Origin of the sequence: Streptomyces avidinii (assembly GCF_045161815.1) — a bacterium.
Lineage (GTDB): Bacteria > Actinomycetota > Actinomycetes > Streptomycetales > Streptomycetaceae > Streptomyces > Streptomyces avidinii.
The window spans coordinates 56,352-71,028 of the sequence record NZ_CP108863.1; the positions used below are offsets into that span (position 1 = coordinate 56,352).

12 protein-coding genes are annotated in these 14,677 nt (G+C 72.5%); 6 read left to right on the plus strand and 6 right to left on the minus strand.

The genetic code is table 11. The annotated features are described in order from the left end of the window. Window positions 1-9: 9 nt before the first annotated feature. From OG373_RS00315 to OG373_RS00325, 3 genes are all read left to right on the plus strand, one after another. A complete protein-coding gene (locus OG373_RS00315; protein WP_405435088.1) occupies window positions 10-441 on the plus strand; it encodes a pyridoxamine 5'-phosphate oxidase family protein in 432 nt (143 codons plus the stop codon). Window positions 442-686: 245 nt separating this feature from the next. Beyond that, entirely contained in the window at window positions 687-1,445 is a 759-nt protein-coding gene (locus OG373_RS00320) for an alpha/beta fold hydrolase (protein ID WP_405435089.1), read from the plus strand. Between the two features lie 14 nt (window positions 1,446-1,459). After that, window positions 1,460-1,660, plus strand: a complete 201-nt coding sequence (locus tag OG373_RS00325) for a hypothetical protein (RefSeq protein WP_405435090.1) — start codon at window positions 1,460-1,462, stop codon at window positions 1,658-1,660. Window positions 1,661-1,885: 225 nt separating this feature from the next. Here OG373_RS00325 and OG373_RS00330 read toward each other — a convergent pair whose 3' ends face one another. Further along, window positions 1,886-3,976: a DUF6777 domain-containing protein gene (locus tag OG373_RS00330; RefSeq protein WP_405435091.1), complete on the minus strand. Its 2,091-nt coding sequence runs from the start codon at window positions 3,974-3,976 to the stop codon at window positions 1,886-1,888. A gap of 1,084 nt (window positions 3,977-5,060) precedes the next feature. On the opposite strand from OG373_RS00330, the gene OG373_RS00335 reads away from it, so the two are divergent. From OG373_RS00335 to OG373_RS00345, 3 genes are all read left to right on the plus strand, one after another. Further along, window positions 5,061-5,234, plus strand: a complete 174-nt coding sequence (locus OG373_RS00335; RefSeq protein WP_405435092.1) for a hypothetical protein — start codon at window positions 5,061-5,063, stop codon at window positions 5,232-5,234. Between the two features lie 172 nt (window positions 5,235-5,406). After that, window positions 5,407-6,120 (plus strand): bleomycin resistance protein, encoded by a 714-nt coding sequence (locus tag OG373_RS00340; RefSeq protein WP_405435093.1) that lies wholly within the window; start codon window positions 5,407-5,409, stop codon window positions 6,118-6,120. A gap of 247 nt (window positions 6,121-6,367) precedes the next feature. Further along, complete coding sequence (locus tag OG373_RS00345; protein ID WP_405435094.1) at window positions 6,368-6,892, plus strand: hypothetical protein; 525 nt, start codon at window positions 6,368-6,370, stop codon at window positions 6,890-6,892. 119 nt (window positions 6,893-7,011) lie between these two features. Here the strand turns inward: OG373_RS00345 and OG373_RS00350 are convergent, their stop codons facing one another. The 5 genes from OG373_RS00350 to OG373_RS00370 all read right to left on the minus strand — a co-directional run bounded on the left by OG373_RS00350 (window position 7,012) and on the right by OG373_RS00370 (window position 14,426). Continuing rightward, window positions 7,012-7,317: a hypothetical protein gene (locus tag OG373_RS00350; RefSeq protein WP_405435095.1), complete on the minus strand. Its 306-nt coding sequence runs from the start codon at window positions 7,315-7,317 to the stop codon at window positions 7,012-7,014. An 852-nt stretch (window positions 7,318-8,169) separates the two neighbouring features. After that, window positions 8,170-9,936 (minus strand): DUF4157 domain-containing protein, encoded by a 1,767-nt coding sequence (locus OG373_RS00355; RefSeq protein WP_405435096.1) that lies wholly within the window; start codon window positions 9,934-9,936, stop codon window positions 8,170-8,172. A gap of 238 nt (window positions 9,937-10,174) precedes the next feature. Continuing rightward, entirely contained in the window at window positions 10,175-11,077 is a 903-nt protein-coding gene (locus tag OG373_RS00360; RefSeq protein ID WP_405435097.1) for a Crystal protein ET79, read from the minus strand. A gap of 74 nt (window positions 11,078-11,151) precedes the next feature. Continuing rightward, window positions 11,152-11,430 carry a hypothetical protein gene (locus OG373_RS00365; RefSeq protein ID WP_405435098.1) on the minus strand — a complete coding sequence of 93 codons (279 nt, stop codon included), beginning with the start codon at window positions 11,428-11,430 and terminating at the stop codon, window positions 11,152-11,154. Window positions 11,431-11,501: 71 nt separating this feature from the next. Next, on the minus strand, window positions 11,502-14,426 hold the full coding sequence (locus tag OG373_RS00370) for a LuxR C-terminal-related transcriptional regulator (RefSeq protein WP_405435099.1): 2,925 nt from the start codon (window positions 14,424-14,426) through the stop codon (window positions 11,502-11,504). Window positions 14,427-14,677 lie beyond the last annotated feature (251 nt).

Genomic DNA, 14,677 nt, shown 5'->3' on the forward strand with positions numbered 1-14,677 from the left:
GAGTGCGCCGTGGCCCTGTCCCGCACCGAACGCGAGCAGTTCCTCGCCGAGCCCCACGTCGCCGCGCTCGCGGTGAACGCGGGAGCGGAAGGTGACCGTGCGCCGCTCGCGGTCCCCATCTGGTACCAGTACTCACCCGGCGGCGACATCTGGATCATGACCGGACGGGACTCGCGCAAGGCCGATCTGATCCGGGCCGCAGGCCGGTTCACCCTGATGGTGGACCGTCTGGAGCCCACGATCCGGTACGTGTCGGTCGAGGGACCGGTCATCTCCACCGTTCCCGCCACGCGCGAGCAGTTGGTGGAGATCTCCGCCCGCTACCTGCCGGCGGAGAAGGTCGAGGGCTACGTCGACTTCGCCTGGAAGGAACACGGGGAGCAGCTCGTGATCCACATGCGCCCGCAGCGGTGGGTGAGTTCCGACCTCGGCAACGTCTGAGAACGCCCGTCCCACGGGCTGCCGGACGTCGCGACTCCCCCAGGCCGCGGAGGCGCGGAGGCGCGGAGGCGCGGAGGCACCGTGCGGTGCAGGAGGCGCGGAGGCACCGTGCGGTGCAGGAGGTGAGGAAAGGGCCCCGAGGGGCCGGCACACCGCTTGCCCTCGGGCCGCCGGCACATGCGCCGAGCGCCTGAGGATCGGGGATGGTGCTTGTCGACCAGGCGTGGGTTTCTACGATCACAGGTGTGCGTCATTCCTTTCTTCACCGCGGCCGTCGTTTGTCCTACCTCGATTTCGGCGGGCCCGGCCGGCCCGTACTGGCCCTGCACGGGCACTACAACGAGGCCGCCGCGTTCGCTCCCCTGGCCGCCGCGCTCTCCCCGGATTGGCGGGTGTTGGCGCTGGACCAGCGCGGGCACGGGGAATCCGATCGCGCCGACTCCTACGGCCGGGAGGACTACGTCGAGGACGTGGCCGCCTTCCACGACCACCTCGGGCTCGGCCCACTGCCGGTGGTGGGGCACTCTCTCGGCGGGGTCAACGCCTATCAGTACGCCGCCCGCCGCCCCGGACACGTCACGGTCCTGGTCGTCGAGGACATCGGCGCTGTCGTCGACATCGACACCGCGTTCACCCGCCGCCTGCCCGGACCGCAACCCACCCGTGAGGCCCTGGCCCAAGCGCTCGGAACCGCCGCACCCTACCTGGAGTGTTCCTTCCGCGAGAAGGACGACGGATGGGGGTTCTCCTTCGACATCGACGACACCATCGCCTCCCAACAGGCCCTCACCGGCGACCACTGGGCCGACTGGACCGGCGTGACCTGTCCGACCCTCCTCGTCCACGGAACCCGCAGCGACGAGATCACCCCCGCACACGCCCGCGAGATGCACGCCCGCCATCCGGGCCCCGCCCATCGCGTCGAACTCTCAGCCGGACACGTCGTCCACCACGACGCCCCGGACGACTTCGCGAACGCCCTCCGCACCTTCCTCGCCACCTGACGGCCGCACACACCGTGACCCGGCGTGAGCCGGCCGGGTCGTACGGGCACCTGGGGTGCGTCGCCGCTCTGCTGCTCACCGGCGGCCTGCTGCTGAGTCTCACGGTGGCGGAATCCTGGTTCTGGCTCGCTCTCACCGGCTTCGCGCTCATGACCGCCGTCCACGCCGTGAAGGACGTCCGCCGGCTCCGCACCCGCCGCAGCGCCGCTTCCTGATCCGTAGGACAGGCCGTAGGGGCGGTCGCGCCAGCCGTCAGCCGTCAGCCCCACGCCTACGAGCGGGCTCGGTAACAGCCCCCGACTGCGCTGAACCCCACGACGAGGTCAGGCCGTCAACGACGATGCGCCTCTCATCGCCCACGCACCGACTCAGCCACCGCGGGCATCGGCCGGCGGTGGCTCAGCCGGAGCGTCATCGCCCGGGTATTTCGCACCACCGGATCACCGGGGCTGCTCCGCCCCCGGCTCACCGCCGGAGTCCCCACCTTGCTGCCGCCCGGGCTCGTTACCAGGGTTCGAGCCCGTGCTTCCGCCCGGCTCCTGCCCCGGCACCCGGCCCGGCGTCTTTCCCGGGCCGTTGCCGGGGACGGCGCCCGAATCCTGGCCCGGCGCCTTCCCGGGAGCCTGGCCCTGATCCCTGCCCTGACCGTTCCTGGGCGCCGTTCCGGGATCGTTGCCAGCGCTCCTTTCCTGGGCCTTGCCCGGCTCCTGGCCGGATTCCGGCGCCTTCCCGGGAGCCGTGCCGGGGGCCTGGCCCGGCGAGCTCCCGGACTCCTGACCGGTGTCCTTGCCCGTGTCGTGACCGGGGGCCTTCCCAGGTTCGTGGCCGGATTCCGGCGCCTTCCCGGGAGCCGTGTCCGGGGCCTGACCCGCACCCTTGCCAGGGTCCCTACCGGGTGCCTTCCCGGAACCCGTGCCCGACTCCTGGCCTGGCACCTTCGCCGGATCGTGGGCGGGCCCCTTGTCGGGCTCCTGGCCAGGCACCTTCCCCGACTCCTTCCCTGGGGCCTTGCCCGGATCCTGGCCGGGCACCTTGCCGGGCTTCCCGCCCGACTCCTGACCGGGCACCTTCGCCGGATCCTGGTCCGACTCCCGGCCCGGCACCTTCCCCGAGTCCTTCCCAGGGGCCTTGCCCGGGCTATCGCCCGATTCCTTGCCAGGCGTCCTCCCCTGGTGCTCGCCGGACTCCTGGCCCGGGTCCTTCTCCGAGTCCTTGCCCGGCACCTTCCCGGGAGCCTGGCCGCGCTCCTTGTCTGCGTCCGGTCCGGGGGCCTTGCCAGGCTCCTGGCCCGACTCCTTCCCCGGGTGCTCGCCGGACTCCTGGCCCGGGTCCTTCTCCGAGTCCTTGCCGGGCGCCTTCCCGGGCGTCTTCTCGGGCGTCTTCTCGGGCGTCTTGCCCGGGTCCGTGCCGGATTCCTGGCCCGGTGCCTTGCCGGACTCCTGGCCCGGTGCCTTCTCCGAGCCTTCATCCGGGTTCTCGCCCGGCTTCCGGCCCGGGTCCGGTGCCTTCCCAGGGGCCTGGTCCGGGACATCGCCCCGGGTCTGGCCCGGGATGCCGCCCGGGGCATCGCCCGGGCTCCGAGCGGGGACGTTCCCGGGGTTCTGGCCCGGCGCCTGGCCGGGGGCCTTGCCGGGAGGCTGGTTCGACGCCTGGCCGGGGGTGGTGGTCCCCGGGGGCTGGTTCGGGGGCGTGTCAGAGGGTGGCTGGGCCGATCGCGGGTGGGCCGCCGGCAGGACCGGGTAGGCAGAGCCGGGGGTCTGACCCTTCGGGGGCGGGACCTCGCGGTCGTGATTGCCCTCCGCCGCTCCGCTCGGGCGCTCGTACCATCCCCTGCGGTCCTGGTCGAAGACCGTGACGGTCTTCACCGGCTCCACCGCGGGCTTGACCGCGACGAGGCCGGAGGACCGGAACGAGGACCACTTCGCGCCGCTGTACGTCTGCCTGCCTCTGACCGCGACGGGCGGATTCAGGGGGTTGCCGCAGGCGCAGCGGACCCGGGGCACGCCCCGGCCGTCGACCAGCACGGGAGTGCCGGCCTGCAGCACCGCCTGGTAGCCGGTGGGTGCGCCGTTCCGGTATCCGTGATTGGTGACCCTGGTGTCCCAACCCAGCCGGACGGGCGTCAGCGACCGCAGGTACGAAGGAATTTCGGGCTGCCGGATACCCAGCGAGACGGCAAACGCCCTGCCCTTGTCCGGGTGCTGCGTGAGGAATCGGCTCTGTTTCTCGACGTCACAGCTCGCGACGTTGCGCGTTCCGCCGTACAGCCCCGGATATCCGCCGTCGACCTCGAGCGTGCGCGCAGTGCCCGTGGTTCCCTTGCTGCCCGTACCGTCCTTCGCATTCACACCCGCGGTCATGGGCGTGACCTTGGCGACGCTCTCGGCCTGTGCGGCCGTCGAAGGAGTGAACGGGTCGGGCCCGGCCTCCGGAGCGGCCTGGAGGAAGACCTCACCGCCCACCGCGGTGTTCCCGCCCAGCACGGTGAAACTGAGGACCACAGCCGACACCACGGCCACCGCCGTACTCACGCCCAGCACGGCTCTGCGCGATCGCCACCTGCGAACCCGTCCACCACCACCCGCCGGCGGCAGCGAAGACCCGCCGGAAGAGGCCGGAAGAGGCCCCGACGGGGGCCCCGGGGGAGGCGGAGGGCCTGGTGCCGGCCGGGAGGGCGGCGGCGGGGGCGGGGGCGGCGGTTCTGCATGCGCGCCCCGGCCCGACAACGGGCCGGGCGGCGGGCCGGTGGGGCACTCGGAGGAAGGAGGCAGGGAATTCACGACGCCCGCCTCCCGACACAGGGCAGCGGGCAAACCATGGTGACTCGCATGCTCTCACTCCTTCCGAACCGTCAACGCCTCCACATCCCGGAGGTGGAACCTGGAAATTTGGAACTCTGGACGTCTGGAAACGCCTCGGCGGGAACTGCCCACTGCGCGTGCGTCCGTCTTCTGAGTAGGCCCCCTCCCCCGCACCTCGTCAGGCCGCGACCTTTCGGGACTTGACAAACCCCCCTGCATAAAACCGGGCGTCTACCAACAGCCCGACCGGGCTCGTCGGCGGTCGTTGCCCGGCACGACGGCTGCGCTCTCTGGGCCGGCAACAGACGGGGCCGGGGGCCAGAGCCCATCGGCCGCTACCGGTGCAGTCGGCTCCACTCGGCGCAGGCGGGCGCGAGGAGGAGCCACGTCGCGGGCGCGAAGCCGCTCTCCGGAAAGCCGGTGCAGGGGATTGCGCGCTCTTTGGGGCTCTGATCAGGGCGTTAGCCTTCCGCCAACGTCTCGGAAACTGCTGTATCGCGGTCGGCACCGCCGTCCTGGCGGGCATCGCGGAACTCCGGTTCGCCGACCGCCAGCACAGCAGGCCGGTCCGTCAAGTCACGGAATATGGGGACATGTGCGCCGGGGGCGTGGAGGGCCTACTGGAGTTGTTCCGCTTAACCGATTCCCTCCCGAAGGAGCACTCCCCATGCCCTGTTCATCCCGTAAGTAGCGCTTTGCCCTTGTTACCGTCTCGGCCGCGTTCGTCGGCGCCGGCGTGCTGGTGCCCAGCAGCGCCTTTGCGGCGCCGGCGCCCTCGCCGGTCAGTGAGGTCGCCACGACGACCGTGAGTCACGTGGACCTCGCCAAGGGTGACCGCGGCGACCACCACAAGAAGGGCGACTGGAACAACAAGCACAAGAAGAACAAGAAGAAGGGCAAGCCCAAGGACGTGAAGAACATGCCGGGCTGCAAGGTCTACTGCGAGCACAAGCCCAACCCCGCCCCCGCACCGGCCCCCGGCGGGTGACCGACCCACCACCGAGACCCTCGCACCACCCGGGACGGTGGACCCCACCCGCCCCGGACGACCCGGCGCCGATCCGCTTCGCGATCAGCGCCGGGTCGCATGCTGCCACGAACCACGGAACCCCCGGCTACTGAGCGAGCCCACTCTAGTCAAAGTTGACTAGAGTGGCTGCATGAGCGAGAAGACGATTCCGATCCTGCCGTGCCTCACCCTTCAGCCCGTTCTCGATTTCTACATCGCGCTCGGATTCGAGGTGACCTACCGGCAACGAAGTCCCAACCCCTACGCAGTCGTGGAACGAGGAGGTATCGAGCTCCAGTTCTTCGGTCTGAAGCAGTACGAGCCGGCCGAGTCGATCAGCACGTGCTACGTGGTGACCGATGACGTGGACGGGCTGCACCACGCCTTCCGAGCCGGCCTCAAGGCGGCCTACGGGAGGGTCCCGACCCGCGGGTTGCCACGTATCGGGCCGCTGAAGGACATGTCGTACGGCGTGCGGCAGTTCCTCATGACCGATCCGGGCGGCAACTGCATCCGTGTCGGGCAGCGGACGAGCAAGGACCAACGCCACCGACCCGCCCCCGACGAGACCTTCGCCCGGGCTCTCCACATGGCGTCCCTCTTCGCGGATTCGAAGGACGACCCGGCGGCCGCTGCAAAGATCATCGATCGCGTCCTCCGTCTGGAGGACGAGCGCCCCACGCCGGCGCAACTGCTGCGCCTCCTGGTCCTGCGAGCGGATACCGCCGGGCGCCTCGGTGACAGGGAGACCATGACCACCGCCCTCGATGAGGCCGCCGCGGTTCACCTCACCGCCGAGGAGCAGGAGTCGGTGCACGACGACATCGAGCGCCTCGAAGACCTCCGAGACCAGGGACCGCGATGAGCCCGTGAGGACGTTCTCCTGGTGTGCGCCCGCCGCCCGCCGGCGCAGTTCCCCTGCCGCGTGCGCGTCGGTCAGGTTCCGGGCCCGAGCTGCTCCGCTTCCTCGGCGGGCTGCGTAGAGTACCTGCGGTCATCGAACGGAGAAGACGTTGGACGCGGTCGAGTTCCCTCTCGGCGCTCGGGTGCGCCGGGCCCGGCGATGGCTCGTGGCCACGAACACGGCGGGTGCTGTGGTTGCGGGAGCCGCTGTGGCGTCCGTGGTGGCCGACGCCTCCGGCGGGGTGCCGGTGCCGCGGGCGGTTCAGGCGGGCCTGGTGCTGGTGACGCTGTTCGTACTGCCCGTCGCATGGGTGGGGGTGCGCGCCGTCTGGGCGCTGCGCGGGCGTGCCGAGCTGTTCGCCGCCGCCCAGGAGCACCGTCGGCGGCGTCCCACCGACCGGCAGCTGGTCGACCACATGCGCGACGAGCACCCGCTCACCCCGCTGTGGTGGATGGTGGCCGTCCTCGGCGGCCTCGGCACGCTCTGCCTCGGGTTCGCGCTTCCGTTCGCCGTGGCGGGCGGTGCCGTACTCGCCGGTGGACTCCTCGGCACCGGGCTGGCCGCGTCCCTGGCCGCCCTGGCCCTCGCCGTGCCCGGGATCCGCCGTGCCGACCGCCAAGGCGCGCAGGACCGGAAGTTGCGCAGCGAACTGTGGTCGCTGCCGAACGCCGTCGAACGCCGGCTCACGGTCTCCCTCCTCGGCGCCGGCGACGGGGCACACTCCGGCGTCTGAACACACGGCCGGGGAACCGGCTTTGCATACCCGCGGCCGAACTCGGCGTGGGCTGGGCGCGGTAGACCACAAGGACCGGGAACCGTCAGGATGTGGGAGAGAGGGCACCGGGCGCAGGGTCAGTTCTCGGGCGGCTCGGCGGTGAGGAGTTCGCGCTTCACGTACTCGTAGTCGGCCAGGGCCTGTGGGTCGCCGTGGGCGTAGTCGGTCCAGAATCCGGGGCGCTGCCAGCGGGCGTCCGCGAGGCGGGTGCGGCCGCCGTCGATGACCAGGGTCCAGCCGGGGGGGGGTATTCGGGTGTCCACTGTCTCGAAGTCGGCAGGGTCCCAGAGGAGTCCGGGGTCGGGTGTGCCGGGGCCGAGCACGCGGATCTGGCAGTCGATGTCGTAGGTGACCATCTCCAGAACCGGGTAGATGCCGCCCACCCGGATCCCGTCGAACTCCGTGACCGGGACGTCGGCCGCGGGGTGGATGATCTAGACCACGAACCGTCGCCGCGCCGGCCGTGCGCTGGCGACACTCGCCCTCGGCCTGTCCGCGGTCGCGATCTCGGCCGCACCGGCACCGGCCGCCGCAGGCGGCGAGAGCACCGTCCTGGCGGGCACCCCCTGGAACAAGACCCGCGGCGAAGGCGGCGGCAGCGGCGAAATCTGCGACGGGGCCCGGGCCACCGGAACCATCTTCGACGCCAGGGCCGACGGCCGGTGCCCGTTCATCAAGTTCTACTACGCGGGCGGCGGCCACAAGTCCAGCCCGCACGTCGGCCCCGCCGGAGTCAGCAGGTGGATCGAGGTATGGGCGGATCAGGGCAAGTACTTCAACGGCACGGCATCGGCGGAGTGGCGCTCCTGCTGATCACCGCCGAAGGGTGGCCCCCGGGCCGGACGCTTCCCGGTGCTCCGCCGGGCAGCCCCGGACACCCGGACACCCCTTCGTACGGAAGAGCCCCGACCAGCCGGGGGGGGTGGGCTGGCCGGGGCCGGCCCCGGCCGGCGGGGGGGATGCCGGCCGGGGGCATGCGGGGTGGAGCCGCCGGGGCAGTCGCTTCGCAGCGGATCCCCCGACTCCAGCCAGACGATCCTCGCAGGCGAACACCCACCAGGCCCGCCGGACACGCATCCCGGCGGGTACCACGCGAGCGGATCCCGTCCGGGCCGGTGGAGAGCGGGTGCTGTTCCGGAATTCCGGAACAGCACCCCCGTACGGATACGGCGGCGCGACCGGGAAACACCACCGGCAAGGACCGGGCTCCGATGCTCACCCATTCGGCCCGTCGGTCACGTGATCAGGCCCGCGTTGCGCAGTGCGGTGAGGCCCTCCGCGTAGTTCGCTTCGATGTGGGCCAGGATGTCGGCGTCCGAGATAGTGAGCTGCTTGTGCGCGGCGCACTCCTGGAGCCAGACGATTCCGGGCTGGACGCTCAGACTCTTGAAGCTGCTCTTGCCGTCGCTGCCCTGGAAGCCGTACTTCTTGTGGTTGTTGGTGAGCCACTGGATGACCGAGGCGGTGTCCTTGGGCAGCGGTGCGAGGGCCGCGACGCCGGGTGTCTGGGCCTTGCCCTCGATCCCGGTGGCCACCTCGGATGCGCTGGAGTCGCCGCCGAGCACCCCGGCCTTGTAGAGCGCCAGGCAGGCCCTCATGTACTCCTGGCGGCGTGCCGCGTTCACATTGCCCGTGACGCTGTCGGCGGCGTTCCGGGCGTGGTCGAAGAGGCTGGGGCTGGTCTGGAGGATGTCCTTGCGCATGAATTCCATGGACACCTCGAACCGCCCGCGTTCCATCCAGTAGTTCGCGAAGATCATGGGGTCGTTCGTGATGGCGGGGCTGCCCGCGTTCTGCCACTTGGCCGCGTTCGACTCGACCGTCTGTGCCGTCACCTGCGGATAGGCGATCTCGGCCACGTACGGCTTGGTCTGCCACCCGGAGCCGTCCTTCTCGAAGATGTGCCCCAGGCTCTTCGCGGACGTGATGTCGTACCAGGCGACGTCGCTCCCGCCCAGCTGGAGGACGACATCGGGGCGGGTGTTGCCGTGGGTGACCTGCATGGCCACGGAGAACTTGAGGCCGGAGGCCGGACCGGTCCAGGACTTCCGCTCGGTGAGGAACACCTTGGTGGCGAGGGACTCGATGGCGTAGCCGGCCATGGCGGGTACCAGCGCGGCTATCTCCGCCTTCTTGCCCGGGGCGGCCTGGAGGTACTCCTGCCACTGCTCCGCCCACCGGCCCAGATATCCGTCCGTGAGCGCGAGATTGGCGTCGGTCGGGTTCTGGGTGGCCTGGAGCCAGGCGATCTGGACGGCCGCGTCGAGCTTCTCGCCGAAGCCCACCAGGTCCTTCCCGACCTCCTCGCTGGGGGCCTGGCCGGACGTCGGGTAGGGGTGGACGGAGCGCTGCACGGACTCTTGGCCGGCGCCGGTCCGTTCGGCCGGGCCCTGCGTCTCCCGGCTGGGCACCGGTCCGCTCAGAACCCTGGTGGCGTTTGCCTCCGCCTCCCGCTCGAAGCGGTCCGACGGGTCCGAGAGGTGCAGTCCCGACCCGTTGTCCGTGCCGGCCACCGGGCCCTGCCGCTGCTGGATGACGTGGGTCAGCTCGTGGGCCAGGGTGTGCCGGTCCGCGCCGCCGCTGCCGATGACGACGTGGTTGCCGGAGGTGTAGGCGCGGGCTCCGATCTCGGCGGCGGAAGCGCGGGCCGCCTCGCCGGTGTGGATCCGTACGTCGGAGAAGTCGGCGCCGAGGCGGGCTTCCATCTCGGTACGGGTGGCGTCGTCGAGGGTGCTGCCGGGGGTGCGCAGGACGCCGTCGACGGCGGAGCGCTGTACCGGCTGCCCGGTCTGCTGGTGGTTGCAGTCGGCGCCGTGCCGGTGTCGTTCCTGGGCCCCTGGCTGTCCGGGCCCGCGGAGCATCTGGACGACTGCCGCGTTGCCGACGGTGCCCTGCAACGCGAGGAGGCCCGGGGACGGCGTCGGGCTCGCGGCCCGGGGCTGGCGGGCCGGGGCCCTGCCCTTGCGTACCTCGGCGGACCCGGCCCGTTCTTCGGCGTGCATGCAACCTCTTCCTCGGCGAACAGACGACTTCCCGTCTGGATACCCGAGGCGCGGGCGGTCGGGGGATGTACCCGAGGGCAGAACAGGGGCAACGTGCGTGGGCCGTACAGGTCGAACTCAGGTCCCGTCGAAGGCCGCGTGGCCTGCACCGGGTCTTTGCCGCCTGCTGTCCGGCGGTCCCGCGCACCCACGGCACGGCGGGTGAGCGCCGTGCCGTGGGTGCGCGGTGGTGGGGGGGTCAGGAGAGGGTGAAGGCCACCGTGGCGTTGTCGCCGGATCCGCCGGTGCGGGTGCAGGTGCGGCCCGCGGGCGCGGTGCAGCTGTAGGAGTTGCTGCCGCTGTAGGGGTTGTTCCAGTGGACGGTGACGTGGCCGCCGCCCTGGACCTGGTAGGTGGCATAGCCCTGGGTGCCCGTCATGAATCCCTCGGACTCGCTCTGCCACGTGCCGCGCTGACCGGGCATGACGTTGACGGGCGGCAGCTGGTTGTCGCTCCAGATCCCGTGGGAGAGGCCCGCGTCCGTGCGGGCCAGCAGGCCGCCGGTGCTGTTGTTCAGGGTCACCTGGGTGCTGCGGGCCGCCTGGACCGAGGCGGGGCCGGCGGCCGGATCCGACGCGGCGAGGGCCCTGGGGCCGCCGGTGATGGTGAACTCCACCCCGGCGTTGTTCCCCGAACCGCCCCTGCGCTGGCAGTAGTAGCCGGTCGGGACGTCGCAGCTGTAGGAGTTGCTGCCCGCGTACGGGTTGTTCCAGTGGATCTGGACCTGGCCGCCCGGGACCGCGAAGTTGGCGGACCCCTCGGTTCCGGTCAGGGCGCCGCAGGACTCGCTGGCCCAGCTGGTGGTCACGCCGGCCGGGATGTAGTCCACGGGCAGCTGGCCGTTGGTCCAGCACCCGTGGTCCAGGTTGGCCCACACCCGCTGCATGCCCTGGCCGGACTGGTTGCGTACGACCACGTTGGTGCTGCGTGCGGCGTTCACGGACACCGGGGCCCGGTCCGGGTCCGCGGGAGAGCCCGCCGCCTGGGCGGCCGGGGCCATGGCCAGCGCACCGGTGAGCATCACGGCGGCCGTGAACAGCGAGCGCAACCGGACGCGGGAGGAAGGGCGGCGGGAGGGGCGGGAGTCGCGCGAGGAGAACATGGCAGGGCCAACTTTCTTACGGGGCTGCGGGGTTGAGGAGCGGGCGCAGGTCGCAGGGCTCACCGGCGGAAGGGTCACCGGTACCAGAGGACGTACTGCTGCTGGCGCACGTACTCGACGTAGTAGGTGACGGCCGAGGCGCTGAACACCATCAGGTTGCCCGCGAGTTCCGCGCCGGCGCGGTCCGTGTACTCGCCTCCCCACTGCCAGAACTGGGCGGCCTGCGCCGTTCGCGCGGAAGGGGCGGGGGCCGGGGCGGCGGAGGCGGCGGGTACGGCCGCGCCGGCCACCACGACGGCGCCGAGCAGTGCGAGGGCAAGGGTTCTGACACGGCGGCGGGAAGCGGCGGACATGAGCGGTCCCTTTCTTCTACGGACCCCCCTGGGCCGGGCGGTCGGTACGGGCACCACCCTGCCCGTGGCGCTCAGGCCCGGGCATCGTGGAAATCCACGAACACGGCCCCGCCCGCGCCCGCGTCCGTGTTCACATCCGCGTCCGCGTCCGCGTCCAGTCGCGACGTGAGCTGGGTGCGGCGGGTCACGCCGAGCTTGCGGTAGGCGTGCGTCAGGTGGGTCTCCACGGTGCGGCGGGCCAGGTGGAGCGCCGCACAGATCTGCTCGTTGGTCTCGCCCCGGACCGCGAGCCGTACGATGCGCAGCTCGGCGTCGGTGAGTGCGGCGCCGCCCGCGGTCGTCGGCCTGGTCCGGCGGGCGGAGGCCGCCCGCAGGGCGTCCTGGGCCGCGCGCACGAGCCGTCCGGTACCGGCCGCTGCGGTGTCCGTGGTGGCGTCCCCGGCGGCATCCGTGGTGGTGGGGGTCTCGGGTCGCAGGAGCCGGAGCGCCAGGGCGTGCGCCTCGTCCAGCAGGTCGCGGCCCTTGCGGCCGTTCCCGCCGGCGATCCGGGCGCGCCCCAGGTCGATGAGTGCTTCCACGAGTTCGACGGGTGCCCGTGCCGGGCGCAGCAGGGACACGGCCTCCTCCAGCAGTTCCAGTCCCGCCCGGGACCCCGAGGCCGCGGCGCAGGCCCGCAGGGCGCGGCCGACCGTGCGCGGGGTTCCCCAGACCCGGGCGTGGGCCAGTTCCTCCTCGGCGAGCTCCCTGGCGCGTGCCGGGCTGCCCAGCCGTACCAGGGCCAGGGCGGCGCCGGACCGCCAGGGGGTGGCGACCGGGCTGACGAAGTCGCGGGCGTGCTGGCCCGAGCCGCAGGCGAGGTGGTCGGCCAGGGCGGCCTGCCAGTTCCCTTCGGCCGCGTGCAGTCGGGCCCGGGCGTAGCGCACCTCGTTCCATTCCCACGAGCTGCTCGCGCCCTGCCCGCCCAGGCTGTGCAGCACCTGCCGGGCCGCGCCGGGCCGGCCGAGCTCGCAGTGCGCCAGGGCCACCATGGACGCCACGTGGGGCATGCGGATGCCGTGGCCGGTGCACGCGTCGAGGAGTGGGGTGTTCTCCCGTACGAGCCGGTGGAAGGCGCCGGACATGAGTGCCGCTTCCGCCCGGATGCTGATCAGGCACTGGCGGCCGATGTCCGTCAGGTCGGGCAGCGCGGGCGCGGCGGGGAGGGAGCTGTCGGCCAGGGCGCGGGCCTCGTCCAGCCGGTCGGCCCACTGGAGGAGGGTGGCCGCGCTGCCGAGCCAGGCCGTACGGATCGCGGGGTGTACGGGCGCCGACAGCCGCGGCCGTACGCGTTCGAGGACCTCGGCGGCCGAGAGCTGCCCCGCTCCCGCTTCGTACTCGGTGATCAGTCCGCACGCCAGCGGTTCCAGCGCGGGGGGCGCGGAAGCGGCGAGGTCGCGCATGGCGGCCACGGCGCCGCGCCACTCGGCGGCGTCGTGCGAGGCGATCAGGGCGGCCACCGACTGCAGGACCCGCACCAGTTCCCCGCAGTCCGTGGCGGTGCTCTCCCGGTGCAGTACGCCGATGGCGGTCGCGGGACGGCCCCGGGCCACCAGGGCCGCGCCGAGGGCGGGGGCGATGGCGGCCCGCTCCTCGTCGCAGGCGAGCTCCAGGGCGGCGCGGAGCCGGCGGATCCCCGCATCGGCGGAGTGCGGCAGTTCCAGTGCGCCGAGGCGCAGGGTGAGCGCGGCGCGCCGGTCGGGGGCGAGCGGTCCGGTCAGCGCGTGCCGCAGGAGGGGGACGGCGTCGGTGGTCCGTCCCGCCTGCAGGGCGTCCTCCGCGGCGTCCTCGAGCGATTGGATCATCCACTCCTCGTCGGGGCTCTCCACGTGCAGCAGGTGGGTGGCGACGAGCCGTGCGGGGGCGCCGCGTTCGTCGAGCCGACGGGCGATCCTGGTACGCAGGGAGCGCAGTTCGGCGGGGTCGGCGACCGCGAGGGCCGCCTCGCGCGCCAGTGGTTCGGCGAAGAGGCGGACGGCCCAGGCCGTCCCGGGGGACTCGGCCGGCGGGCCCGGACGGGGGTGGGGGCGGGGGTGGGTCCGATCGGTGAGCAGGGTCCGGCCCGGCCGGTCGGCTCCGTCGCCGTCCCGGGTCCCGTGCTGGGTGCCGTCCTGGATGCCGTCCGGGGTCCCGTCCTGGATGTCGTCCCGGTCTGCCTCCTGCGGCGCGGACTCTGCCGCGATGGAGAGCGTGAGGCAGGCCTGCCGGGAGAGCGGGTCGGCGCGTGAGGTGAGCCAGTCGCCGATGGCAGCGCGGTAGTGCGGCACCGCCCGGCCGGCGGCGGCGAGGTCGGCGGCGGCCGGGCCTGCGAGGTCGCGGAGCAGGGCGTGCAGCAGTACCGGGTGGCCTGCGGAGGCCCGTACACACAGGTCGAGGGCTTCGGCGTCGGCGGCGTGGCCGTGGGCCCGTGCGAGCCGCAGGACGGCCGGGGCGCTGAGCGGTTCGAGGGTCGTGGCCGTGCCCGTGCTCTCGTGCAGCGCGAGCGGGTACGAGCCCGAGCGCTCGGTCAGGAGCAGCAGGACGGGTAAGTTGCCGAGCCTGCGTGTCAGATAGCCGATCCAACGCCGTGAGGCCCGGTCGGCCAGGTGCACGTCGTCGACGGCCAGCAGGGCGGGCCGGTCTGCCACCCGCCGTGCCAGGTGGGCCAGCAGGCGGTGGAAGGTCCGCTGTTCGTCGGCGGCCGGCTGCTCCGCGAACGGGACGCCGTCCGCCTCGGGGAAGAGCTGACGGACGGCCGCGAACGGGAACCGGGATTCCTCGCGCGCGCACCGCAGGTGCACGGCTTCCATGGACCCGCCCGCCGTCTCGCGCCGTACCGCCTCCTCCAGCAGTGCCGTGCGGCCCATGCCGGGCAGGGCTCCCCAGAGCAGCCAACGGCCTGTGCCGGCCCGGGCCGAGGCTCCCGCGGCCGCCGCCCTCGCCCATGCGTCATCCCGTTCGACCAGCGAGTTCCCCGCCACCCGTAACACCTCCGTCGCGCTGTCGCCCCCGGCCCGGCCTCCTTATGAATCATCGGCGGGCGGGTCGGGCGGGGAACCAGTGCTGTCGGCCATCCTCGAATCTGGCGAGATCCATGCAGAGGACACGTAATCCGGCCCCGCGGCGGCTCGAACCCGTCGTGCGGCTCGAAGGATCCACCACGGTGGTCGCCGTCGTGGGCCGGGTGGCGGGTGGCGGGTGGCGGAGCGGTGTCGGCCCGGTGTCGGGGACT